20 protein-coding genes and 1 tRNA gene are annotated in these 22,335 nt (G+C 62.6%); 6 read left to right on the top strand and 15 right to left on the bottom strand.

Going from position 1 to position 22,335, the window contains the following annotated elements:
- Nucleotides 1-15: 15 nt before the first annotated feature.
- The 5 genes from J8G26_RS14440 to J8G26_RS14420 form a co-directional block, all read right to left on the bottom strand.
- Nucleotides 16-1,506: an ABC transporter substrate-binding protein gene (locus J8G26_RS14440; RefSeq protein WP_210569740.1), complete on the bottom strand. Its 1,491-nt coding sequence runs from the start codon at nt 1,504-1,506 to the stop codon at nt 16-18.
- A gap of 77 nt (nt 1,507-1,583) precedes the next feature.
- On the bottom strand, nt 1,584-2,525 hold the full coding sequence (locus J8G26_RS14435; protein ID WP_210569739.1) for an ATP-binding cassette domain-containing protein: 942 nt from the start codon (nt 2,523-2,525) through the stop codon (nt 1,584-1,586).
- Nucleotides 2,522-3,538: an ABC transporter ATP-binding protein gene (locus J8G26_RS14430; RefSeq protein WP_210569813.1), complete on the bottom strand. Its 1,017-nt coding sequence runs from the start codon at nt 3,536-3,538 to the stop codon at nt 2,522-2,524. Before J8G26_RS14430 ends, J8G26_RS14435 begins: the two co-directional genes overlap by 4 nt.
- Before the next feature lie 28 nt (nt 3,539-3,566).
- Complete coding sequence (locus tag J8G26_RS14425; RefSeq protein ID WP_210569738.1) at nt 3,567-4,439, bottom strand: ABC transporter permease; 873 nt, start codon at nt 4,437-4,439, stop codon at nt 3,567-3,569.
- A 142-nt stretch (nt 4,440-4,581) separates the two neighbouring features.
- Entirely contained in the window at nt 4,582-5,544 is a 963-nt protein-coding gene (locus J8G26_RS14420; RefSeq protein ID WP_210569737.1) for an ABC transporter permease, read from the bottom strand.
- A 221-nt stretch (nt 5,545-5,765) separates the two neighbouring features.
- On the opposite strand from J8G26_RS14420, the gene J8G26_RS14415 reads away from it, so the two are divergent.
- Nucleotides 5,766-6,023: a YfhL family 4Fe-4S dicluster ferredoxin gene (locus tag J8G26_RS14415; protein WP_086913208.1), complete on the top strand. Its 258-nt coding sequence runs from the start codon at nt 5,766-5,768 to the stop codon at nt 6,021-6,023.
- A gap of 59 nt (nt 6,024-6,082) precedes the next feature.
- Here the strand turns inward: J8G26_RS14415 and pth are convergent, their stop codons facing one another.
- The 7 genes from pth to J8G26_RS14380 form a co-directional block, all read right to left on the bottom strand.
- Complete coding sequence (gene pth / locus J8G26_RS14410) at nt 6,083-6,691, bottom strand: aminoacyl-tRNA hydrolase (protein ID WP_210569735.1); 609 nt, start codon at nt 6,689-6,691, stop codon at nt 6,083-6,085.
- A 103-nt stretch (nt 6,692-6,794) separates the two neighbouring features.
- Nucleotides 6,795-7,433, bottom strand: coding sequence for a 50S ribosomal protein L25/general stress protein Ctc (locus J8G26_RS14405; protein WP_087744014.1), 639 nt, complete (start codon nt 7,431-7,433; stop codon nt 6,795-6,797).
- A gap of 180 nt (nt 7,434-7,613) precedes the next feature.
- Nucleotides 7,614-8,588 carry a ribose-phosphate pyrophosphokinase gene (locus J8G26_RS14400; protein WP_210569733.1) on the bottom strand — a complete coding sequence of 325 codons (975 nt, stop codon included), beginning with the start codon at nt 8,586-8,588 and terminating at the stop codon, nt 7,614-7,616.
- A gap of 47 nt (nt 8,589-8,635) precedes the next feature.
- Nucleotides 8,636-8,712: transfer RNA gene (locus J8G26_RS14395), tRNA-Gln, on the bottom strand.
- Nucleotides 8,713-8,735: 23 nt separating this feature from the next.
- Nucleotides 8,736-9,599 carry a 4-(cytidine 5'-diphospho)-2-C-methyl-D-erythritol kinase gene (ispE, locus tag J8G26_RS14390; RefSeq protein WP_210569731.1) on the bottom strand — a complete coding sequence of 288 codons (864 nt, stop codon included), beginning with the start codon at nt 9,597-9,599 and terminating at the stop codon, nt 8,736-8,738.
- 9 nt (nt 9,600-9,608) lie between these two features.
- Nucleotides 9,609-10,022, bottom strand: a complete 414-nt coding sequence (locus J8G26_RS14385) for a lipoprotein insertase outer membrane protein LolB (RefSeq protein ID WP_246881416.1) — start codon at nt 10,020-10,022, stop codon at nt 9,609-9,611.
- 122 nt (nt 10,023-10,144) lie between these two features.
- The gene (locus J8G26_RS14380) at nt 10,145-11,929 is read right to left on the bottom strand and encodes a tetratricopeptide repeat protein (RefSeq protein ID WP_210569727.1); all 1,785 of its coding nucleotides are present in this window, start codon (nt 11,927-11,929) and stop codon (nt 10,145-10,147) included.
- 29 nt (nt 11,930-11,958) lie between these two features.
- On the opposite strand from J8G26_RS14380, the gene mutM reads away from it, so the two are divergent.
- The 3 genes from mutM to mutY all read left to right on the top strand — a co-directional run bounded on the left by mutM (nt 11,959) and on the right by mutY (nt 15,890).
- Complete coding sequence (mutM, locus tag J8G26_RS14375) at nt 11,959-12,774, top strand: bifunctional DNA-formamidopyrimidine glycosylase/DNA-(apurinic or apyrimidinic site) lyase (protein ID WP_210569725.1); 816 nt, start codon at nt 11,959-11,961, stop codon at nt 12,772-12,774.
- 105 nt (nt 12,775-12,879) lie between these two features.
- Nucleotides 12,880-14,841, top strand: a complete 1,962-nt coding sequence (locus J8G26_RS14370; protein ID WP_210569723.1) for a dynamin family protein — start codon at nt 12,880-12,882, stop codon at nt 14,839-14,841.
- Complete coding sequence (mutY, locus tag J8G26_RS14365; protein ID WP_210569721.1) at nt 14,838-15,890, top strand: A/G-specific adenine glycosylase; 1,053 nt, start codon at nt 14,838-14,840, stop codon at nt 15,888-15,890. Before J8G26_RS14370 ends, mutY begins: the two co-directional genes overlap by 4 nt.
- Nucleotides 15,891-15,944: 54 nt before the next feature.
- On the opposite strand, the gene rapZ is transcribed toward mutY, so the two are convergent.
- Genes rapZ through J8G26_RS14350 form a run of 3 tightly spaced genes read right to left on the bottom strand, consistent with a single transcriptional unit; the run spans nt 15,945 to nt 19,377 of the window.
- Nucleotides 15,945-16,808, bottom strand: coding sequence for an RNase adapter RapZ (rapZ, locus tag J8G26_RS14360; protein WP_210569719.1), 864 nt, complete (start codon nt 16,806-16,808; stop codon nt 15,945-15,947).
- Between the two features lie 5 nt (nt 16,809-16,813).
- Nucleotides 16,814-18,478 carry a DNA repair protein RecN gene (gene recN / locus J8G26_RS14355; RefSeq protein WP_210569717.1) on the bottom strand — a complete coding sequence of 555 codons (1,665 nt, stop codon included), beginning with the start codon at nt 18,476-18,478 and terminating at the stop codon, nt 16,814-16,816.
- Nucleotides 18,479-18,480: 2 nt separating this feature from the next.
- Nucleotides 18,481-19,377, bottom strand: a complete 897-nt coding sequence (locus tag J8G26_RS14350; RefSeq protein ID WP_087744033.1) for an NAD kinase — start codon at nt 19,375-19,377, stop codon at nt 18,481-18,483.
- A gap of 28 nt (nt 19,378-19,405) precedes the next feature.
- Between J8G26_RS14350 and hrcA the strand changes: the two genes are divergently transcribed.
- Both hrcA and J8G26_RS14340 read left to right on the top strand, forming a co-directional pair.
- Entirely contained in the window at nt 19,406-20,410 is a 1,005-nt protein-coding gene (gene hrcA / locus J8G26_RS14345; RefSeq protein WP_087744035.1) for a heat-inducible transcriptional repressor HrcA, read from the top strand.
- A 261-nt stretch (nt 20,411-20,671) separates the two neighbouring features.
- Entirely contained in the window at nt 20,672-21,949 is a 1,278-nt protein-coding gene (locus J8G26_RS14340; RefSeq protein ID WP_210569715.1) for an integrase arm-type DNA-binding domain-containing protein, read from the top strand.
- Nucleotides 21,950-22,335: the final 386 nt, after the last annotated feature.

Genomic DNA, 22,335 nt, shown 5'->3' with positions numbered 1-22,335 from the left:
GCGGGTTCGCCGGTTTCAGGACCAGAAAAGGGCCGACAGGTCGTTCACAAAGATAGGCATGTCTTTCCACAGCCCCCTGAGGTTCTTGTTTGCCACCGTGACCCATTGCGGCTGGTAGAGGAAAGCATGCACGGCCTCTTCGGCCAGCAGGCGCTGCGCATCGCCCAGCAGGCGCGCGCGGTCGGCCGGGCGCGGGGTGTTCTTGATTTTTTCGAACAGCGTGTTGAACTGCGGCGAGTGGTAGCCCCAGTAATAGTCGGGCTTGGCAAAGTTGCCCAGGTCGAAGGGCTCGACATGCGAGATCAGGGTCAGGTCGTAGTTCTTGTTGCCGTAGGTGCCGCTGAGCCACTGGGCCCATTCCACGTTCTGGATCTTGCACACGATGCCGATCTTGGCCAGCTGCGCGGCGATCACCTCGCCCCCCTGGCGCGCATAAGGCGGCGGGGGCAGCGTGAGGGTGAGCGTGAGCGGGGTCTTGACGCCCGCCTCGGCCAGCAGCTTTTTGGCCTTGTCGATATCGAACGGGTTGATGCCCGTGGTGTCCACATAGCCGAACGCGCCCGGCACATAGTGGCTGCCAATGGGCACGCCAAAGCCGTCGCCCGCGCCTTCGATGACGGCCTTGCGGTCGATGGCGGCGGCAATGGCACGGCGCACGCGCACATCGTTCAGGGGCTTGCGGTCGTTGTTGATGGCCAGGATGGTCTTGGCGCGCGAGCCGCTCACCACCACCTGAAAGCGCGGGTTGGCCTTGAACTGGGCCACGCTGCGTGGCGTGACGCGGGCAAACGCATCCACATCGCCCGCCAGCAGCGCCGCCACCTGCGCGGCAGGGTCGGAGATGAAGCGGAACGTGGCCCGGCGCATCTTGATGGTGGCGGGGGCGCGAAAGCCTCGCCAGGCATTCAGCGTGATCGACGCGCCCCGGTTCCACGCGCCCAGCACATAGGGGCCGGTGCCCACGGGCCGGGTGGCGTTGGTGGCGGCGCTTTGGGGCTCGACGATGATGGCCGTGGCCTGGCCCAGCACGAACAAAAAATCGGGGTCGATGTCTTTGTGGATCAGCACCACGGTGTGGTCGTCCACCACCTGCGTGGTGAGGTTGGCGAAGGTGCGCTTGTCCTTGTTGGTGCTCTTGTCGCTGCCTGCGCGGTCAAACGAGAACTTGACCGCCTTGGCAGTGAAGGGCACGCCGTTGCTGAACTTCACGCCCCGGCGCAGGCGCAGGGTGTAGGTTTTCAGGTCGGGCGCCACCTCCCAGCTCTCGGCCAGCAGCGGCGACACGCTGCCGTCGGCGTTGATCTTGGTGAGCGTCTCGAAGATGTTGTAGTGCACGATCTCGGCAATGGCCGAGGCGGCGCCGGCCGTCGGGTCCAGCCCGGGTGGCTCCAGCGTCATGGCCAGCACCACCGTGTCCTTGCGGCCCTGGGCCAGGGCGCCCCAGGGCGCGGCCAGGGGCGCTGCGGCGATGGCGCCAGTGGTGAGGATGGAACGGCGGCTCAGCATGTTGGAAATCTCCGGAGGAATACCTGTGGATCGGGCCCGGGCCGGCAGGTGCACGGCCGGCTGGGGTGGAAGGCTTTTTACACCATGGTGCGCGCCGCTTTGTCGGCCAGCAGCGCCCGGCGCGCGCGGGCACGCCCGGGCTCGATGCGCGGCACGGCGTTCACCAGCGCACGCGTGTAGGGATGCTGCGGGTGGTGGAACAGTTCCTGCGGCGTTCCGCGCTCCACGATGCGCCCCTGGTAGAGCACCAGCACCTCTTCGCACAGGTGGTTTACCACGGCCAGGTCGTGGCTGATGAGCAGGTAGGTGATGCCGAACTGCTGCTGCAGGTCCAGCATCAGGTTGAGCACCTGGGCCTGCACCGACACATCCAGCGCGCTCACGGGCTCGTCGGCCACGATGAGGCGGGGGCGGGTGATGAGCGCGCGCGCAATGGCAATGCGCTGGCGCTGGCCGCCCGAAAACTCGTGCGGGTATTTGTCCAGGTCGGTGCTGCGCAGGCCCACCTGCGCCAGCACCTGGGCGGCCTGCTCGCGCTGTTCGGCGCGGCTGCTGGCACCCTGGGCCTGCAGCGGCTCGGTGACGATGCGCTGCACGGTGTGGTGCGGGTCCAGCGAGCCATAGGGGTCCTGGAACACCATCTGAAAGTCGCGCCGTGCGCGGCGCAGTTCGGCGGCGGGCAGGCGGTGCAGGTTACGGCCCAGCAGGTGCACAGCGCCGCTGGTGGGCGTGTCGAGCGCCATTACCAGCCGGGCCAGCGTGGATTTGCCTGAGCCCGATTCGCCCACGATGCCCAGGCTGTGGCCCGCCGCCACGGTGAAGTCCACGCCCTGCAGCGCCTGCACCTGCTGCGGCGGCTGCAACAGGTGCGTGCGCGGCAGCGGGTAGTGGCGCACCAGCTGCGTTACCTGCAGCAGCGGGGGATGTGCATCGGTGGGCGATTTTGAGCCAAATTGGCCTGTAGCGCTTTCTGGACAAGCGCTAGTAGCTATCAAATTGGTAGTTACGGAGGGGTTCATGCGCGCTCCTCCAGCACGGCGGGCAGGGCATCGAGCCGGATGCAGCGCGCCAGGTGCCCCCCATCCACAGCGCCCAAAGTGCCCACCTGCACGGGCGGCGGCGCGGTGGTGTGGCAGGCGGCCACCGCGCCGCCGCAGCGCCCCGCAAACGGGCAGCCGGCGGGCAGATCGGCCAGCTCGGGCACGGTGCCCGGGATGGTGGACAGGCGCCTGCGCTCGCCGGGCGCGCGCGCCGTGAGCTGCGGGCGCGCCGCGAACAGGCCGCGCGTGTAGGGGTGGGCCATGGTCGAGAAGACGGCCTGCGTGGGCCCGCTCTCCACCACGCTGCCGCCATACATCACCAGCATGCGGTCGGCGTTCTGCGAGATCACGCCCAGGTCGTGCGAGATCAGGATCAGCGCCATGCCGCGCTCGGCCACCAGCTCGCTGATGAGGTCCAGGATCTGCTGCTGAACCGTCACGTCGAGCGCCGTGGTGGGCTCGTCGGCAATCAGCAGGTCGGGCCCGCAGGCCAGCGCCATGGCGATGGTGATGCGCTGGCGCTGCCCGCCCGAGAACTGGTGCGGGTAGGCATCCAGGCGCCGCGCGGCATCGGCAATGCCCACGCGCTCCAGCAGGGCCAGGGCCTCGCGGCGTGCCGCGGCGCGATCCATGCCGCGGTGCAGGCGCAGCGGCTCGGCCACCTGGTCGCCAATCGTGTGCACGGGGTTGAGCGCCGTCATGGGCTCCTGGAACACCATGCCGATGCGGTTGCCGCGCAGGCGGCACAGCGCGCGCTCGTCCAGCCCCAGCAGTTCCTGCCCGTCCAGAAGAATGCTGCCGCTGGCCTGCGCGGCCTCAGGCAGCAGGCCCATGAGCGCCAGGGCGGTGATCGACTTGCCGCAGCCCGATTCGCCCACCAGGCCCAGCGTTTCGCCGCGCTGGAGCGCGAAGTCGATGCCGCGCACCGCGTCGGCCGCGCCGTGGTGCGTCTGCAGGCGGATGCGCAGGTTGGAGACTTGCAGCAAGGGCATGGGTACGGTGGGCATGTTGGGGTCGGGATCAGCGCTTTCGGGCCAGGCGCGGGTCGAGCAGATCGCGCAGGCCGTCGCCCAGCAGGTTCAGGCCCAGCACCGCCAGCGCAATCGCCACGCCGGGCCACACGGCCAGCAGCGGGGCCTGGAACATGAGGGTTTGCGCATCGCTGAGCATGCGGCCCCACGAGGGCTGCGGCGGCTGCGTGCCCAGGCCGAGGTACGACAGCGCGGCCTCGGCCAGGATGGCAATGGCGAACTGCACCGTGGCCTGCACGATCAGCACCGAGGCGATGTTGGGCAGCACATGTTCGAGCGTGATGCGCCAGCGGCCCTTGCCGCAGGCCCGCGCTGCCAGGATGAAATCGCGCGACCACACGGCGTTGGCCGATGCGCGCGTCACCCGCGCAAAGGTGGGAATGTTGAAGATGCCGATGGCGATGATCGAGTTGACGATGCCCGCGCCAAACACCGCCGTCAGCATGATGGCCGACAAAATCGCCGGAAACGCAAACGTGAAGTCGGCCAGCCGCATGATGGTTTCCTCCACCCAGCCGCGCCGCGCGGCGGCAATCAGCCCCAGCGCCACACCCAGGCCCATGCCAATGCCCACCGCAATCACGCCCACCAGCAGCGAGTTGCGCGCGCCCACCAGCAGCAGCGACGCCACGTCGCGGCCAAAGGCGTCGGTGCCCAGCCAGTGCTGGGCGCTGGGCGGCTGCAGCTTGGCGGGCAGGTCCATGTCGTAGGGCGACCAGGGCGTCCAGACCAGCGACAGCGCTGCCGCGGCCAGCAGCAGCGCCACCAGGACGGCGCCCGCGACAAAGCTGCGGTGGCCCAGGGCGCGGTGCAGCCAGTGGGGGCGCGACGAGGGAATGGAGGATGAAATCGCTGCGTTCATGGGTTGGTTGACAGTTTTTTGTGAAGCCCCTGGCGCTGGAAACCGGCTTGCCCGAAGGCCAGTGCCACCGTGGAACTGGCTCTGCCAGGCCACGGGTGGCGTCCCCCTGGGGGGATGGCGCGAAGTGACTCAGGGGGGCAGCTCATATATCGTTGGCCTTCACTCGGGGGTCGATCACCGCATACAAAAGGTCCACGAAGAAGTTGACCAGGACCACCATCGCCGCCAGCAGCATCACGCAGTTGCGCACCACGATCAGGTCGCGGTTGGCAATCGACTGGAAGATCAGCCGGCCCAGGCCGGGCAGATAAAACACGTTTTCCACCACGATGGTGCCGGCCAGCAGGTTGGCAAACTGCAGGCCCATCACGGTAATGACCGGGATCATGGCGTTGCGCAGCACATGGCCCCACAGTGCGGCCCGCCGCGACAGCCCCTTGGCCCGCGCGGTGCGCACGAAGTCTTCGCGCAGCACATCCAGCACGGCCGAGCGCGTGATGCGCGCCAGTATGGCCGCCTGCACCACTGCCAGCGCCAGCGCCGGCAGCAGCAGCGCCTTCAGCGCGGCCAGCGGGCCGCCGCCGCTGTCTTCGGTCCAGCCCGGGAAGCCCCCCGCCGAAAACCATTGCAGCTTCACCGAAAAAAGCAAGATCAGCAGGATGGCGAACCAGAAGTTGGGAATGGCAATGCCCAGCTGGGCCAGGCCCATCACACCCAGGTCGCCCCAGCGGTTGTGGCGCGATGCGGCGTAAAGGCCGGCCGCGAGCGCCAGCACCGTGCTGAGCGCCATGGCCAGCAACGCCAGCGGCACGGTGAGCGCCAGGCGCTCCAGCACCAGATCCAGCACCGGGCTGCCATAGGCGTAGCTCTCGCCCAGGTCGCCCACCAGCACGCCGCCTATCCATTGCCCGTAGCGTTGCGCGGCGGGCTGGTCCAGCCCCAGCTGGGTGGCCAGCGCCGCCACCGCATCGGGCGCGGCATCGGGCCCCATGAGCACCTGGGCGGCATTGCCCGGCAGCACATCCAGCACCACAAATACGACCACCGATGCACCGAGCAGCGTGGCGATGAGGGTCAGGAACCGCTTGAGAAGAAAGAAACCCATGGATGGTGGTGCGGGCAGGGCCGGGCGGGTGCTTCGGAAGGTTGGGAGGGCAGAGGAGCCTGCGCAGCATACCGACAAAGCACCCATGGTGGCGGTGGTGTGTTGTGCCGCGGGCAAGACGGTGCAGGGCAGGGGCGCGGGATAATACGCGGCATGAACACTGCCTCCTTGAAATCGCTGCATTCGCGCCTGGCGCTCTTGCCATCCGCAGGGAGGCCCGCATGGCGCTGATGATTACCGACGAGTGCATCAACTGCGATGTGTGCGAGCCCGAGTGCCCGAACCAGGCCATCTCCGTGGGGCCGGAGATCTATGAGATCGACCCCCACAAATGCACCGAATGCGTAGGCCATTTCGACGAGCCCCAGTGCGTGCAGCTGTGTCCGGTGGCCTGCATCCCGGTGGACCCGCAGCATGTGGAGAGCCGGGAGACGCTGTGGCAGAAGTTTCAAAGGCTGCAGGCGGTCACAAAAATTTGAGCATTTTTGGCCTCTGGTGCTCATCCATCAAGCGCTGATAGCTATAAAAATAGTAGCTTTTAGTTCTCTTCCGGTCGTGGGGGTTTGGGACGCGGGGGCTTGGTGGTGTGGATCAGCAGCGTGGCTTTGTCCATGTCTCCGGCCAGCATGGCGGGATGGGCCTTGAGCGAATGCGCGATGCTGTCCTCGATCAGCGTGCGCTGGTCGGGCGACGGTTTTTTCAGTACCCAGTTGGCCACTTCGGCCTTGACGCCCGGGTGCCCGATGCCAATGCGCAGGCGCCAGTAGTCGGGCGAGCCAAGCTGGGCGTGGATGTCCCGCAGGCCGTTGTGCCCGGCATGGCTGCCGCCGTGCTTGAGCTTCACCTGGCCGGGGGCAATGTCCAGTTCATCGTGCACCACCAGGATTTCCTCGGGCTGAATCTTGAAGAACCGCGCCAGGGACGCCACCGACTTGCCCGACAGGTTCATGAAGGTCTGCGGCTGCAGCAGCCAGACGCTCTGGCCATGCACGCTGGTGCGGGCCACCAGGCCGTGGTAGCTGCGCTCGGGCACCAGCGTGGCCTTGAGTTCCCGCGCCAGCGCGTCGATCCACCAGAAGCCCGCGTTGTGGCGGGTGGCCTCGTAATCGGGCCCCGGGTTGCCCAGGCCCACAAACAGTTTGATCATGTGCGCAATTATCGGTAGCTGCCAATGAAAACGGCCCACACAGGTGGGCCGTTGGATGCGGCGCTGCCGGGAGGGCAGGCCGCTTCAGACCGGTGCGCCGGTCTTACTTCTTGCCCTTGCCCTTGCCCTTGGCATCGGCGGCAGGTGCTGCGTCGGCGGCAGGCGCTTCAACGACCACCACGGGGTTGACCACGGAAACCAGCACGGGGTTGTTGTTCTGGCCGCCACGGATCACGGGGCTCACGCCCTTGGGTAGCTTGATGTCCTTGAGGTGCAAAGAAACGCCCTTCTTCAGCGTGCTCAAGTCCACGGCGATGAACTCTGGCAGGTCGGAAGGCATGCAGGTCACGTCGAGTTCGTTCACGATGACGTTCGCCGTGCACTTGTCCACCTTGACAGCATCGGACTCTTCCGCGCCGCTGTAGTGCAGTGGCACCTTCATGTGCAGCTTGGTCTTGGCATCCACGCGCTGGAAGTCGATGTGCAGCACCAGTTGCTTGTAGGGGTGGTATTGCACGTCGCGCAGCAGCACCTTGGAGGTTGTGCCGGCCAGTTCCATGTCCAGCACGCTGGAGTGGAATGCTTCCTTCTTGAGGGCGTGCCACAGTGCGTTGTGGTCCACCTCGATCAGTTGGGGTTCAGCGGAACCGCCATACACGATGCCAGGCGTTTTGCCCGAATTGCGCAGACGGCGGCTCGCACCCGTACCCTGCTTGGCGCGCTCAAAAGCGACGAAGTTCATAGTTAGCTCCTGAAAAGGGACGACCGCGACCAGTCATTCCCTGTTGAAAAAAGGCTTGTTGCGCCCGGATGGCGGCAAGCCCACAACAATGCTCCCGAACAGGCAAGCCTCCCGAAGGAGGCTTGGCAAGCATCTGACTGAACAACCCAGCCGCGCCTCGCGAGGGGCGCGGGCCGGCGCTCAGAAAAGATTATCTTGGTCCGAGAACAAACTCATCACCGACTCGCCCTTGGCAATGCGCTGGATCGTTTCGGCGATCAGCGGGGCCACGGAGAGCTGGCGGATTTTTGCGCAACCCTTGGCGTTGTCGCTCAAGGGAATGGTGTTGGTCACCACCACTTCATCGAGGGCCGAGCCCTGCGCGATGCGTTCAATGGCGGGGCCGGAGAAAATGGGGTGGGTGCAGTAGGCGTACACCTTCTTGGCGCCGCGCTCCTTGAGCACTTCGGCGGCCTTCACCAGCGTGCCGGCGGTGTCGATCATGTCATCCATGATCACGCAGTTGCGGCCGTCGATTTCGCCGATCACATGCATCACTTCGGACACGTTGGCCTTGGGCCGGCGCTTGTCGATGATGGCCAGATCGCAGCCGAGCTGCTTGGCCAGAGCGCGGGCACGCACCACGCCGCCCACATCGGGCGAGACGACGATCAGGTCTTCGTATTGCTTCTGGCGCAGATCGCCCAGCAGCACGGGCGAGGCGTAGATGTTGTCGACCGGGATGTCGAAGAAACCCTGGATCTGGTCGGCATGCAGATCCATGGTCAGTACGCGGGCCACGCCCACCGCCTGCAGCATGTTGGCCACCACCTTGGCAGAGATCGGCACCCGGCTGGAGCGGGGACGGCGATCCTGGCGGGCGTAGCCAAAGTAGGGGATCACGGCGCTGATGCGTTCGGCGGAGGCGCGCTTGAGTGCGTCCACCATGATCAGCAGTTCCATGAGGTTTTCGTTGGTGGGTGCGCAGGTGGACTGCACCACGAAAACGTCGCGGGCGCGCACGTTCTGTTTGATTTCGACGGTGACTTCACCGTCAGAGAATCGGCCCACATCGGCCGCACCCAGGGTGGTGCCAAGGTGTTGGGCAATTTCAGCTGCCATGCCAGGATTGGCATTGCCGGTGAAAACCATGAAGTCGGGTTGGTTGGCTTGCATGAGCGTCCCAGCAGTCTGAAAAAAAAGCCCGTACGCGAAAAGAAATTTGGCAGGGGAGAAAGGATTCGAACCTTTGCATGCCGGAATCAAAATCCGGTGCCTTAACCAGCTTGGCGACTCCCCTACACAGGTCGATTGCAGAAGCAATCAACCGAAACTCTTGTCTGACGCCCACCCTGCCAGAGGATGAATCATCAAATTTTCACATGTTCTGACCTGCCAAGCGCCGGGGGCGTTTTGGAGATCAACGGCATGCGATATTTGCGCAAAAACTGCACTACCAGAACCGGTCATCCGACCTTGCAAACCGTGTGATTCTAGCCATTGAAGGGCTTGGGTCACTTCGGGGCACAGGGCCTGGGCAACTGGTTGCAGGTCATTACAACCGAAGTCGTATTGTGCTGCAGCAAAGCCTAAGATTGTAGCACTATCTGAATCGCGTTTAAGGTCTGGAGCGGAAAAAATTGATTTCGTATCCAAACCCGCTTCGGGTTTCACCACCACAAAGCGCGCCTGCGGTAGCTGATGTGCTTTCTCAAGCGGCGTGATTATCTCACCAATTCCTTCTACCCAGCCGTTGCGGCCGCGCAAAAAAAATGGCACATCGGCGCCCAGTTTCAATCCGATGGATTCCAGCGCGGCAAGGGGCAGGTTCAGGTTCCAGAGGCGATTGAGTGCCAGCAGTGTGGAGGCCGCGTCCGATGATCCGCCCCCCATGCCCGCCTGCGCAGGGACCTTTTTCAGCACCCCGATGTGAGCGCCCAGGCCACAGTGGGTGGCCTCTTGCAAGGCCTGCGCTGCGCGCACCGTCAGGTCGATGGCAGGAAGCGCGGGGCCGAGGTCTTCACGGGTGACGCGGCCATCGTGGCGCACCTCGAAATGCAGCGTATCGCACCAGTCGATCAGCATGAAGACGGACTGCATCAGGTGGTAACCGTCGGCGCGCTGGCCCGTGATATGCAGGAAAAGATTGAGCTTGGCCGGCGCCGGCACGTCGTACAGGGCTTGCATGAAACGGGGTCAGTGGGTCAGGACGATGCGCAGGGTGGCTTGCGGCGCCGGCGTGTGGCGTTGTGCCACCAGTCGCCCGGCGGCAATGGCCGACAGATCGACTTGCCAGCCAACGGCCGCGACCTGGGTGCCTTCCAGCCAGCTGAACAGTGCAGCGACCGGAATGCTCGTGCCCAGGACATCGTGCAGCAAGGCATCCAGTGATTCGGACTCGCGCGTGCTCTGCCCCGTGGTGATCTCTGCATGGCCGGCATCCCACTGGATTCGCGCGAGGGTGTTGCCAAGAGGATTCAGCAAGATGAATTGGCCTTGCTGCGCCGACCCCGACAGCTCAAACGATGCCGAAAATGACTGTGACGCCTGTTCTTCCACCTGCAACGCAAGGCGTCCTGTCCACAGCGTGCGATGAGAGTTTGCAGGCATGGGCTGCGGCTGGGCACAGCCGGCCAGCAGCAGAACCAGAAGCGCCAGCAGGCATGTCAACCCACGGTGCAACGTTCCGACTGTGCGTTGCGCAAGCGAGCCCGGTGAAACGGCACGCAACATCAGGGCTTTGCTCCGAGGCGTTTCAGGGTGTCTTTGAGTGTTTCGTTGTCTGGGTTCAGGCGCAAACCTTCACGCCAGACGCTGGTGGCGCGCGCACGGTCGCCGGTGCTCCAGAGGACTTCGCCCAGGTGCGCTGCAATTTCGGCATCGGGCCGGGTTTTGAAGGCAGCCGTTAGCAGCCGCAAGGCCTCGGTGTTGTTGCCGAGGCGGAATTCGACCCAGCCGAGGCTGTCCGTAATGAAGGGATCGCCGGGAGCATATTCGAGTGCCTTGGCGATCAGGCCCTTGGCCTCCTCCAGGCGCAGCCCGCGTTCGGCCAGCGAGTATCCCAAAGCGTTGTAGGCGTGGTGAAAATCGGGTTGCCGCGCCATCAGCTGCCGTAGCAACTGCTCCATCATGACCGTATCACCAGTCTTTTCGGCCAGCATGGCCTGGTCGTAGACCAGCTCGTTGTCGTCCGGATTCTGGGCCACCAGTTCGGTCTGAACGGCCAGGGCTTCTTTGTACCAACGCAGTTCCTGCAGAAGCTGCACCTCTGCCTGCAGTTTCAGGCGGGTCTGGGCGGGGGTGTGGCCCGGCAGGCCGCGCAGCAGGGCGCGTGCGTCAGCGATCTTTCCCTGTTGCGCCAGCAGGGACGCCCGGCGCCGCTGCGCGCTGAGCATTTCTTCTGCATTGTCAATGCGTGCGAGCCAGGATTCCGCTGCCGTGTAGTCCTTTTTCTTTTCGGCAAGCTGTGCATAGAGAAGATAGGCCTGGGTCAGGCTGCGCCGCTGGAGGTCGGGGTCTGACGTGGCAGCATTGGCCAGTTCGATGTAGCGTTGCAGTGATTTTTCTGCATCGGGCAGTCGGTTGTCCTGGAGTTGCAGTGTCGCAAGCGCAAGCCACGCTTCCCTGAAATCGGGCTTGTCGCGCGTCACGGTCTCCAGCTGCTGGCGCGCGGCAGGGTAACGTTGCTGGCTTAAAAGGACGCGGGCATATGCCGTGCGCAATTCGGGGGCCGGTTGTTTGGCAAGATGGGCTGTCACCAGCGATTCCGCCTCCCTCACTCCTTCTTCCATCAGTTCCAGGGCCAGCGGCATGGCCACTTCGCTTGCTCCATCCAGCGCGAGGGCCCGACGCGCCGCATCCAGTGCGCCGGCCTTGTTTCCTGCCGCCAGCCGCATGCGACCCAGTGCGGTCCAGGCGGCGGGCCCAGTGGCGGGGTGGCGAAGTTCATCGGCCAGCGCCTGCTCGACCACATTCGCCGCCAATGTCTTGTCGCTGGCGCGGCCATACATCTGGGGCAGAGCCGAGAGGGCCGCGGCTTTGGAAGCGGGGGGTATCTGCGCCAATTCCTGGCGCAGCAGTTCCGGGGTTTCACCGATCCGGTTGAGCGCAATCAGAATCTGCAGCGTGTAACGGTTGGCTTCTCGCGACTGGGGTTGCGCCTCTTTCCACGCCCGTGCTGCCGCCAAAGCGTAGTCACCAGACCGGGCTTGCAAGGCAATATCTGCAGCGCGCCGGTACAAGGCGCTGTCTCCGCTGCGCCGTGCCGCTTCCAGCATCAGCGAATAACCAGCACCAGGGTCCCCAGACCGGGTGGTCAGCTCGCCCAGAAAGATCTCATAAAAAAGTTCGGCATCCAGCTGCGCTCCGGGATCGGGGAGGGTCGCGGCTTCGGTGCTGGCGGGGTGCTCTTGATCGCCGGACTGCGCCCATACCGTGGTTGATGCAGCCAACAGAGCGGCAGTGAGGAGGGCGGTTCGAAAGCGATGAGATTGCACCATCGGATCATAATAATCCATGCTTTCAAACCTGTTCCAAAGGCCACGGCATGCCTGAGCTGCCCGAAGTGGAAGTCACCCGTCGCAGCTTTGCGCAGGCCATTGCCGGGGCTCGGATCGATTCGGTTCGCATGGGCAAGCCATTGCGGTGGTCGCTGGGATGTGATCCGCAATCGCTGGTGGGGCGCAAGGTGCTCTCGCTGCGCCGGCGGGGCAAGTATTTGCTGGCGGATCTGGACTGCGGCATGTTGCTTGTGCATCTGGGTATGTCGGGCAGCTTGCGTTTCAGCAGCGATCTACCTCCTTTTGGGGCGCATGACCATTTCGACATGGTCACCTCTCAAGGGACCCTTCGTCTGCATGATCCCAGGCGTTTTGGTGCTGTGGTGTTTGCGGCAAGCGAGCAGGACGCGGTCGCCCAGAAGTTGCTTGGCAGTTTGGGGATGGAGCCGCTGTCCGATATTTTTACCTTTCCCGCCTTCGCGGCGGGACTCAAGGCGAGTCGAGCGCCGATCAAGCAGGTGCTGCTGGCGGGGCGGCTGGTCGTGGGTGTGGGCAATATCTATGCGTCCGAGGTGTTGTTTCTTGCCGGCATTCGGCCCACTGTTGCCGCGCAGCGCATCGGCCCCGTGAGGGCGCGCAGGCTTTTTTCCGCCATCACGACGGTGCTTGCGCGTGCGGTGGAACTGGGTGGCAGCACGCTGAAGGATTTTTCCAGTGCCGACGGGATGGCCGGGCATTTTCAGCATGCGGCGGATGTCTATGGTCGCGACGGCGCCCCTTGCCATCGCTGTGGCACGGCCATCCAGCTGCTTCGCCAGGGGCAACGCAGCAGCTATTTTTGCCCCCGCTGCCAGCGTGCATGACGCCGGGCGGATGGCAATCGCCCTGGGGATCGCTCCCGCGGTGCAGGCAATGCTATATTTTGTGCCTACCTGCATGTAGGTCATTCATCGCACTTCGGGAGCAAAGTGGGACCATCCTTCAACGAACAGTTCGACCAGCATGGTGCCTGGCGGCGTGAGTTTGCCCACCAGATTCACCGTCTGTCCGAGTGGATGACCGACCACGAGCTCATGGACGCTGCGGTGCAGGAGCGGCTCCATCGCCTGGAAGCCCAGGTGCGCAGCGACAAGGTGATGGTGGCTTTCGTCGCGGAGTTTTCGCGCGGCAAATCCGAGTTGATCAACGCCATTTTCTTTGCCGGCTACGGCCGTCGCATCATGCCTGCCAGCGCTGGCCGCACGACGATGTGCCCCACGGAACTGGGCTACGACGCTTCTGTGGCGCCCAGTCTTCGGCTGCTACCGATAGAAACCCGGTTGCAGTTGCGGGGCCTCGCAGAATGGCGAGTGAAGCCTGATCGCTGGATTGAAATTCCCCTGGATGTCCACAATGCCGATCAGATCGCCAAGGCCCTTGAAAAGGTTGCCGAGGTACGGAAGGTCACGCGGGACAGCGCTCGGGCGCTGGGGTTCTGGCACGATGAGCTGCCCGATGAAAATCCGGTTCCTGATGCCGATGGCCTGGTGGAAGTGCCGATGTGGCGACACGCCATCATCAACATTCCCCATCCCTTGCTCAAGCAAGGCCTGGTGATTCTGGACACCCCCGGATTGAATGCGGTGGGCGCCGAGCCCGAGTTGACGGTCAATCTCATTCCGCAGGCCCATGCGGTGGTATTCATCCTGAGCGCGGACACGGGGGTCACCCGTTCGGACTTGTCCATCTGGCGCGAGCATCTGGCAGCATCCCCGGACAGCCTGGACGCGCGGCTGGTGGTTCTCAACAAGATCGATACGCTCTGGGACACCCTCAATGCGCCGGACGAAATCCTTGCGCAGATGAACCGGCAATGCAGAACTTCTGCCGACATGCTGGGCGTTCCGCTGGCGCAGGTGGTGCCTGTTTCTGCGCTAAAAGGGCTGGCGGCAAAAATCACCTGTGACGACCTGCTGCTTGAATCCAGTGGCCTGCCTCTATTGGAGGAGGCGCTGGCCAAGGGGATCATGGGCCGTCGCCAGGCCATCTTGCGCGCTGCCGTGGCAACGGGGGTGGCGGGTCTGCGCGCCGAGACTTCGCGTGTCATCAATATTCGTCGCCGGGATCTGGATGACCAGATGGCGGAACTGCGAAGTCTCCGGGGCAAGAATGCTTCGGTGATCGAGTCGATGCGCCACCGCGTGGAGCAAGAGCAGCGCGAGTTCGATATGAGCACCGCCAAGATCCAGGCGGTTCGGGCGGTGCATCTCAAGCTGCTGCGGGAGGTTTTTCATCAGCTGGGGGCGAAGTCGCTCAAGATGGAATTGGCCGAGTTGGCGCAGATGCTCCAGCAAAAAGGCTTGAAGTTGGGCGTGCGCAAAATATATGCCAAGACCTTTGACAGTCTGAGGGGCACCCTGGACAGAGCGCAGGCAGCCGGCATTGAAATACAGGCGATGTTGGGTGGCACGTTTCGCCAGTTGAATGCGGAGTTTGGGTTCTCCCTGCAGGTTCCTCCCCCGCCGCAGCTTGAACAATTTGTGCAGGAGCTGGCGCAGATCGAGCAAAGCCATTTGCAGTACCTGGGCGTCGGCAACGCCCTGAAGCTTGTGCAGCCAGAGTTCGCCGAACGCCTGGTGCGTGCTTTGGCCATGCGTTTGCGCACGGTGTATGAGTCGGCGGCCAATGACCTGGAGCTGTGGAGCAAGTCGGCCACGGCGCAACTCGATGCCCAGTTGCGTGAGCGCCGCCGGAGCTTTGCCCGGCGCATCGAGGCGGTTGACAGGATTCAGCACGCTGCCACGGGCCTGGTGGAGCGAATTTCCGAGATCGAGGCCGGTGAAGAAGAACTCGTTCAACTGGAACGACGCTTGACCGAACTGACGGCCCAGTTGATCGCCTTGCCGGCCTTGGCGGAGGCAGCAGAAGATACCGGGCTCATGCCTGCATGATTCTTTCGGAAACGGATGTCGCCACGCGGGTGGTTCGTTGGCAAGCAAGCCATGGGCGCAACCACCTGCCTTGGCAGCAGACGCGCGATCCGTATCGGGTCTGGCTGTCTGAAATCATGTTGCAGCAGACGCAGGTCAGCACGGTGCTGGGGTACTACGCGCGATTTCTGGAGCGGTTTCCCGATGTGCGTGCATTGGCCGCTGCACCGCAGGATGATGTGATGGCGCTCTGGAGCGGCCTTGGCTATTACAGCCGTGCGCGCAATCTGCACCACTGCGCCCAGACCGTGGTCAGTGAGCATGGCGGAATTTTCCCGCGCAGTGCGCAGGTGCTGGCCACCTTGCCCGGCATTGGGCGCTCGACGGCCGGCGCGATTGCGGCTTTCTGTTTTGCAGAACGCACACCGATTCTCGACGCCAATGTGCGCAGGGTGCTGACCCGCGTGCTGGGCTTTGATGCCGATCTGGCCCTGGCCAAGAATGAACGGACACTGTGGGCGCACGCGCAGGCCTTGCTGCCCTCGGTGAACATCGAAGCAGCCATGCCGCGCTACACCCAGGGGTTGATGGATTTGGGGGCAAGCCTGTGCATGCCGCGCAATCCCGCCTGCCCGCAATGCCCATTGCAGACCTTGTGCGTTGCACACCGCGAGGGAGAGCCCGAAAAATACCCTGTCAGAACGCGCAAGCTCAAACGCCGTTCTGAAGCGTGGTGGCTCCTGGTCCTGCAGGATGCTGCGGGGCGGGTGTGGTTGGCTCGCCGTCCTGCGGCGGGCATCTGGGCGGGGCTGTATTGCGTGCCCGTATTCCCCCTGCGCTCGGATCTTTCAGCGTTTCTCGATCACCTCGGACCTGACTCTGCGCAATCCATCCAGGAGGGTGCACCCTTCTTGCATGTGCTGACCCATCGGGATCTGCATCTGCATCCCGTGATCGTTCGGTATGGCGGTGACGCAACGCCAGGCGATGGTGGGGGCTGGTTTACCGCGGAGCAGATCGGGGCGCTGGGCCTTCCGGCACCCGTTCGCAAGCTGCTGGCAGGGCTGTAGATTCAGCAGGGCGCACCACTTGGATGCGTGCGCTGGGCCTGGGTTTAACCTGGGTTAGCGGCCGTCCAGCTCGCGATGGCGTCGCAGCACGGTCCATCGGTCGTTGAACGCCTGGGCCAATTGCTCTACCAGATAGACTGATCGGTGCTGACCGCCCGTGCACCCGATGGCTACCGTCACATAGCTTCGGTGGTTGCGGTCCAGCATCTCCAGCCAGTGCGAGAGGAACTGCTCAATGTGTTGGCCCATCAGCGCCACATCTGGCTCTTGGTGCAGAAAGTCTGCGACGGAAGCGTCCAGTCCCGTCAGGTCGCGCAACCCGGGCTCGTAATGCGGGTTGGGCAGCATGCGCACATCGAACACATAGTCGGCGTCCACTGGAATCCCGCGCTTGAAGGCGAACGACTGGAAAACCAACGTGAGCTGCCCTGGCGCCGCCGGCATCAGGTCTTTGACATAACTTTGCAGCTGGGCCGCCCTGATCGTGCTGGTGTCTATGACGTGCGCCTGCTCGCGCAGGTCGGCCAGCAGCTCGCGCTCCAGTTCAATCACCTGTGTGAGCGCCAGCCGGCCATCGGGAATGTCGTCATGCGACAAAGGATGGCGGCGACGGGTTTCAGAAAAACGGCGGACCAGTGTTTCCGTGGTGGCATCCAGGAAGATGGACTGAATGGTCACCCCTTGATTGCGCAGTCGCTCCAGTTCCTGGGGCACCTGCGGCAGTGACGTGGCGCTGCGCACATCCATGGCGATGGCCACGCGGTTGCCGTGGTGCTTGTGCTCCAGCGCCACAAAGGCCGGGAGCAGTTCGGGGGGCAGGTTGTCCACGCAGTAGTAGCCCGCATCTTCCATGGCATGCAATGCCACGGATTTTCCGGAACCAGACATCCCTGTGATCAGCACAATTTCCAGGGACATGGTCGTCAGCCTTTCTGCGGTGTGGTGGCGAGGGTCAGCATTTCGCTGGCGTGGGCCAGGGTGGTGCCGGTGGGGCGTTCGCCGCCCAGCATGCGGGCCACTTCCGTCACCCGGTGGTCGCCCAGAACGGGCGTGACTGTGCTCGTGGTTCCTGCAACATTTCTGCGCTTGGACACCATGAGGTGGTGATCGGCATAGGCTGCCACTTGCGGCAAGTGGGTGACTGCCAGCACCTGCCGGTCGCGCCCGAGTTGCCGCATCAACCGCCCCACGGTTTCTGCCACGGCCCCGCCGACACCCGAATCCACTTCGTCGAAGACCAGGGTGGGTGCCGTGCCGAGTTCGCTGGTGGTCACGGAAATGGCCAGCGAAATTCGTGACAGTTCACCGCCCGACGCGACTTTGCCGATCGGGCGGGGCGTCATGCCGGGGTGGCCTGCCACGAGAAAAGCAATGTCATCCAAGCCATGGAGTGCAGGTTCAGAGGCTTTTGTCACCGATACCTCAAACACGCCTCCCGTCATGCCCAGGCCCTGCATGGCCTGTGTGATGGCGGCAGACAGTTGGGGGGCGGCCCTTGTCCGGCCAAGAGAGATGGCGCGTGCGACCGCTTGGTAGGCTTTGGCGCTGCTCGCTTGCGCTGCTTCCAGGCTCGCGAGGTCGGCTGCGGCGTCCAGTTGCTGCAGTTCTGCTTTCCATGCTTGCAGCAAGGCTGGCAATTCGGCGGGCGGGCGTTTGTAGCGCCTGGCCAGAGCCATCCATTGCGACAGGCGCGCGTCGAGCGCTGCGAGGCGGTCCGGGTCCAGGTCGGTGTGTCGCAGATAGGTTTGCAGCGAGCGGATGACGTCACTGGTCTGCGCCAGGCTGGACGAGAGGATGTCGGCCAGTTCGCTGAACACGGGTTCCAGTTGCTCCTGGCTTTGAAGCAGGGCGGCCGCACGCGTCAGGCTGGACTGAGCGCCCGATTCCTCCTCGTCGAGGGTGGCAAGCGCACCCTGGGCGGCCTCCAGCAGCGTATGGGCGTGCGAGAGGCGCTTGTGTTGTGCTTCCAGCTCTGCCCATTCATCCTCTGCCGGGGCCAGCTTGCTGATTTCCGCAATTTGCCATTGCAGCCGCTCGCGCTCTTGCTGGCGGGTTGTTTGTGCGGTGCGCGCATCCTCCAGGATCTTCTGGTCGGCACGCCATTTTGCCCAGCATGCAGCCAATTCCTGCAGCGAGATGCCTGCATAGGCGTCAAGCAAACCCCGCACGGAGTCCGGGCGGGTCAGGCTTTGCCATGCGTGCTGCCCATGGATATCCAATAACTGATCCCCGAGGAAGCGCAGTTGTGTTGCGGTGGCCGGCGTGCCATTGATCCATGCGCGGCTTTTTCCTTGGGTGTCAACGGTTCTGCGCAGGAGTAGGCTGTCGTTGGTTTCGACTCCTGCTTCCTCGAACCACGGCTGCAAGTGGCTGGGGCAATCGAACTCTGCGCACACATCCGCATGGGGGGCGCCTTCGCGCACGTATCCTGCATCCGCGCGTGCACCCAGTGAAAGTTGCAGAGCATCTACCAAAATCGACTTGCCAGCACCCGTTTCCCCAGTCAGCACGGTAAAGCCTGTCTCAAGATCAAGCGCCAGTTCTTGAACGATCACGAAGTCTCGCAGGGTGATCCGCTTGAGCGCCATGTTCAGGAGCCCCCTTCGTTCCAGCGCAACTTTTTGCGAAGGGTGGCAAAGTAGTTCCAGCCGTGCGGGTGCAAAAACCGGACGCTGTGCTCGGAGCGCTGCACGAGAATGCGATCACCATGCAGCAGTGACGCCAGTGACTGCATGTCGAAATTGGCGCTGACGTCCCTGCCGCTCACGATCTCGACCGCCACTTCGGTGGCATCGGACAAAACGATCGGGCGGTTTGACAGGGTATGGGGTGCAATGGGAACCAGCACCCATCCGGGAATGGATGGGTGAAGCATGGGGCCTCCAGCGGACAGCGCGTACGCCGTTGACCCCGTTGGCGAAGCAATGATCAACCCGTCAGCCCTTTGATTGGCAACCAATCGCCCGCCCACCTCCACGCGCAGCTCCACCATGCCGGAGGTGGCGCCGCGATTCACCACCACATCGTTCATGGCCAGGGCTTCAAAAACCGTGGTCTGCTCCCGAACCACCCGCGCTCGCATCAGGGGGCGCAAGTCTTCTTCATACTCTCCACACAGCATGGGAGTGAGTGCCATCTGGTAACTGTCGAAGGGGATGTCGGTAATAAAACCCAGGCGTCCCTGGTTGATCCCGATCAGCGGGGTGCCGTAGCGTGCCAGCCGACGCCCGATGCCCAGCATGGTGCCGTCTCCCCCCACTACCAGGCCCAGATCGCATTGGGTGCCAATGGCGTCGACGTCCAAGGCGGGGTAGTCGGTCAGGTTGGCATTGATGGCGGTTTCTTTTTCAAGCACCACCTGGCATCCCAGGCGGACCAGAAACTGCGCGATCTCTCCCAGGGCGTGGCGAGAGCTGTCGGTCATGCCGCCGGCAGCCGTTGCCTGATACTTGCCGATAAGCGCAACATGGCGGAAATTGGACGTCATCGCGAAATTACATCATTAAAATCACCCCATGCTCGATGACCGTGCCAAGTTGTTGCTGAAAGCGCTGGTCGAGCGCTACATCGCCGATGGGCAACCCGTGGGTTCGCGCACCCTTTCGCGTGCGTCCGGCCTGGAGCTCTCTCCGGCAACGATACGCAATGTCATGGCGGATCTCGAGGAACTGGGATTGATCGCCAGCCCGCACACGTCCGCTGGCAGGATCCCCACGGCGCGTGGCTACCGCTTGTTTGTGGACACTATGCTAACGGTGCAACGTGATCCATTGACGCCGCCACAGCTGGCGCCAGAGCAGCCGCAAAAAGTGATTGCTAATGCGGCACACCTTTTGTCAAACCTCTCGCAGTTTGTGGGTGTGGTGATGGCACCGCGTCGTACCTCCGTGTTCCGTCACATCGAATTTCTCCGGCTTTCAGAGCGCCGGTTTCTTGTGATCATTGTTTCACCTGAAGGTGATGTGCAAAACCGTGTCATCTTCACCGATGTGGACTATTCCCAGTCGCAGTTGATCGAGGCAGCCAACTTCCTGAATGCACACTATGCTGGCCTGGCCATAGAGCAGGTGCGGGAAAGGCTCAAGGCAGAGGTTGACATGCTTCGCGGGGAGATCGCGTCATTGATGCAGGCTGCTGTCAACGTTAGTTCGGAGGCGCTTTCCGAAGCGCAGGATGAGGTTGTCATTTCGGGCGAAAGAAATTTGTTGGCCGTGAGCGATTTTTCCAGTGACATGGGCAACCTTCGCAGGGCCTTCGATCTGTTCGAGCAGAAGACGCAGATACTGCGTCTTCTGGACATCTCCAGCCAGGCTGAGGGTGTCCGTATCTACATCGGCGGTGAAAGCCAGGTGGTGCCGTTTGAAGAGCTTTCGATCGTCAGCGCGCCCTACGAGGTGGACGGCCGGGTGGTAGGCACTCTGGGAGTGATCGGCCCCACCCGTATGCCGTATGACAGGATGATCCAGATCGTCGACATTACCTCCAAGCTGGTGTCCAACGCGCTGAGTTACCGCAAATAAACGCCCTACAATACTTGCGGTGTCCCGTTTGATTCAGTGTTGGTGCGAGGGGCGTTAGCTCAGTTGGTTAGAGCAGAGGACTCATAATCCCCTACATTGGGTTTTCCTAAGCCCTTGAGCAGCTTGGAGAAAACCAGAAATATTCTCCTAAATCGTTGATTTATAAATAAATTACTCAACGATGCACTTCGCCTGACTTGGATGGGCTTGGTTGAACTTGTAGCCTAGATGTAGCCTACTTGTAGCCTAGGAAACGTCCAAATGCCCAAGCTCACGCAATCCGTCGTCAAGTCGCTCACCCTCGCTCCGGGTGAGTCTCAAAAGTTCTATATGGATGATGAGTTGACTGGGTTTGGGGTGCGTGTGTCCCCGACCAAGAAGGTGTTCTACCTGCAGATGCGGGTGGGTCACAAGGTCATGAAGCGTCGACTTGGGGAATACGGCATCAAGTCCGTAGATCAAGCTCGGAAGCTTGCCTTGCAAATGAAGGCACAACTTCAGTCTGGAGTCGATCCCTATGCCGCGAAAATCAAAGGCGTAACGAATGGGACGTTAGCGGAATTGTTCTCCGAGTACACGAAAGATGTCGAGCACAAGGAAAACACCCGCATCAGCATCGAACGTGCGAAGAAAAAATTCTGCGACGTGATGGGTCAAGCGTTCAAGACGAAGCCGAATGGTCGTAGATTCGAAACTGTTGAGCTCGTACCGGTGCAGTTGGCTAGTTGGATGAAGCGTCGGTATCGGGACATCACTCAGGACGAAGTCCTTGCCCGATTTGATGCGATTTCTCGAATGGTTCCGGCACGCAAACTCGGGGACAAGCCTGCGCCGATCACGCGTACTGCCAACCAGGCCTTCAAGTATCTACAGGCTGCCTATAACTACGTCATCAGAAAACACGGCCTGACGAAGATGGGTTTTGAAAACCCTGTAGACATCCTGAAAACGGCGAGACGGTGGAGTCGTATAAATCGGCGAAGTAGCTTCCTCGACACCAGTCAGCCTAGCTTTGTTCAATGGTGGAAGGCGTGTGAGGCCTGTGAATCCCGCGTTGCCGGCGATTACATCCTATTTACGCTATTGCAAGGTGGTAGATCAATCGAGTGCGCAACGTTGAAATGGGGCGATATTGACCTCAAGAAGCGAGAGGTGGCATATTGGGACACCAAAAATGGTTTGGACTACGTATTTCCGTTGACCCCGCTGGCACTGACCATCTTGGGGAGGCGCCGGAAAGAGAAGGTCAATGACTTTGTCTTTGGCTATAAGGAATCGAAAACCGGGCGCATCCCATGCCCGCCCCAGCAGGCCATCAAGAAAATCCGGCGGGCATGTGGCGAGCATTGGTCCATGCATGACTTGCGACGAACCTTCACGACGACCATGACCTCATTGAATGTGCATGCATTCACGATCGCCTATTTGATGAAGCATTCGCCGACGATCACTATGACGCTTTCTTACGCGCCGCCAACCAAAGAGCAATTGCTTGATGCATTGATGCGATTCGAACAATACGTGTCTACACGGGTGTGACCTGCACTTCACGCAGGCATACGAAAACTGTTGCGAGGGGGGCTGACTGTCACGCCGGGGGGCGCGGGTTCGAGTCCGTCCACCCCCCGCCTCTACCCCCACTTTGGAATCGGCTTTGATGAGCCATGTTGATCTGTCTTGGGCGGATTCATGTGCGAAGCAAGGCACAACAGCGAGCCAGAAGGAGGGCTGTACCGCTGGCAGAGCAGCCCCTCGGCTGAGGTGTGGGGCAGGGTGTTTGGGATCAGGAGGTGATGCCCGTCTGCAGGAACTCTCGCGGCAACCGCAGTGCCTAGAGTTCCACCGGGGCCTGACCGATTGTCGATCGCAATGGGCTGGCGCAGGGTATCCGTCCGGCCAACCCATCTACCTCGAATGAGGAATTG

The sequence above is a fragment of the Acidovorax sp. JG5 genome, assembly GCF_017939685.1.
In the GTDB taxonomy this organism is placed as follows: Bacteria; Pseudomonadota; Gammaproteobacteria; order Burkholderiales; family Burkholderiaceae_C; genus Acidovorax.
This window is presented reverse-complemented; position numbering and strand designations above follow the sequence as displayed.

Bases quoted from the DNA above. Each gene is read 5' to 3' on its own strand.
- J8G26_RS14405 (WP_087744014.1), bottom strand. From the start codon at position 7,433: ATGAACTTCGTCGCTTTTGAGCGCGCCAAGCAGGGTACGGGTGCGAGC.
- recN (WP_210569717.1), bottom strand. From the start codon at position 18,478: ATGGCGCTCAAGCGGATCACCCTGCGAGACTTCGTGATCGTTCAAGAA.
- ispE (WP_210569731.1), bottom strand. From the start codon at position 9,599: ATGCAAGCCCTGTACGACGTGCCGGCGCCGGCCAAGCTCAATCTTTTC.
- J8G26_RS14420 (WP_210569737.1), bottom strand. From the start codon at position 5,544: ATGGGTTTCTTTCTTCTCAAGCGGTTCCTGACCCTCATCGCCACGCTG.
- rapZ (WP_210569719.1), bottom strand. From the start codon at position 16,808: ATGTCCCTGGAAATTGTGCTGATCACAGGGATGTCTGGTTCCGGAAAA.
- hrcA (WP_087744035.1), top strand. From the start codon at position 19,406: ATGCTCGATGACCGTGCCAAGTTGTTGCTGAAAGCGCTGGTCGAGCGC.
- J8G26_RS14440 (WP_210569740.1), bottom strand. From the start codon at position 1,506: ATGCTGAGCCGCCGTTCCATCCTCACCACTGGCGCCATCGCCGCAGCG.
- J8G26_RS14425 (WP_210569738.1), bottom strand. From the start codon at position 4,439: ATGAACGCAGCGATTTCATCCTCCATTCCCTCGTCGCGCCCCCACTGG.
- J8G26_RS14350 (WP_087744033.1), bottom strand. From the start codon at position 19,377: ATGACGTCCAATTTCCGCCATGTTGCGCTTATCGGCAAGTATCAGGCA.
- J8G26_RS14385 (WP_246881416.1), bottom strand. From the start codon at position 10,022: ATGCCTGCAAACTCTCATCGCACGCTGTGGACAGGACGCCTTGCGTTG.
- J8G26_RS14430 (WP_210569813.1), bottom strand. From the start codon at position 3,538: ATGCCCTTGCTGCAAGTCTCCAACCTGCGCATCCGCCTGCAGACGCAC.
- J8G26_RS14415 (WP_086913208.1), top strand. From the start codon at position 5,766: ATGGCGCTGATGATTACCGACGAGTGCATCAACTGCGATGTGTGCGAG.
- J8G26_RS14380 (WP_210569727.1), bottom strand. From the start codon at position 11,929: ATGGATTATTATGATCCGATGGTGCAATCTCATCGCTTTCGAACCGCC.
- mutY (WP_210569721.1), top strand. From the start codon at position 14,838: ATGATTCTTTCGGAAACGGATGTCGCCACGCGGGTGGTTCGTTGGCAA.
- J8G26_RS14435 (WP_210569739.1), bottom strand. From the start codon at position 2,525: ATGAACCCCTCCGTAACTACCAATTTGATAGCTACTAGCGCTTGTCCA.
- J8G26_RS14400 (WP_210569733.1), bottom strand. From the start codon at position 8,588: ATGCAAGCCAACCAACCCGACTTCATGGTTTTCACCGGCAATGCCAAT.
- J8G26_RS14340 (WP_210569715.1), top strand. From the start codon at position 20,672: ATGCCCAAGCTCACGCAATCCGTCGTCAAGTCGCTCACCCTCGCTCCG.
- mutM (WP_210569725.1), top strand. From the start codon at position 11,959: ATGCCTGAGCTGCCCGAAGTGGAAGTCACCCGTCGCAGCTTTGCGCAG.
- pth (WP_210569735.1), bottom strand. From the start codon at position 6,691: ATGATCAAACTGTTTGTGGGCCTGGGCAACCCGGGGCCCGATTACGAG.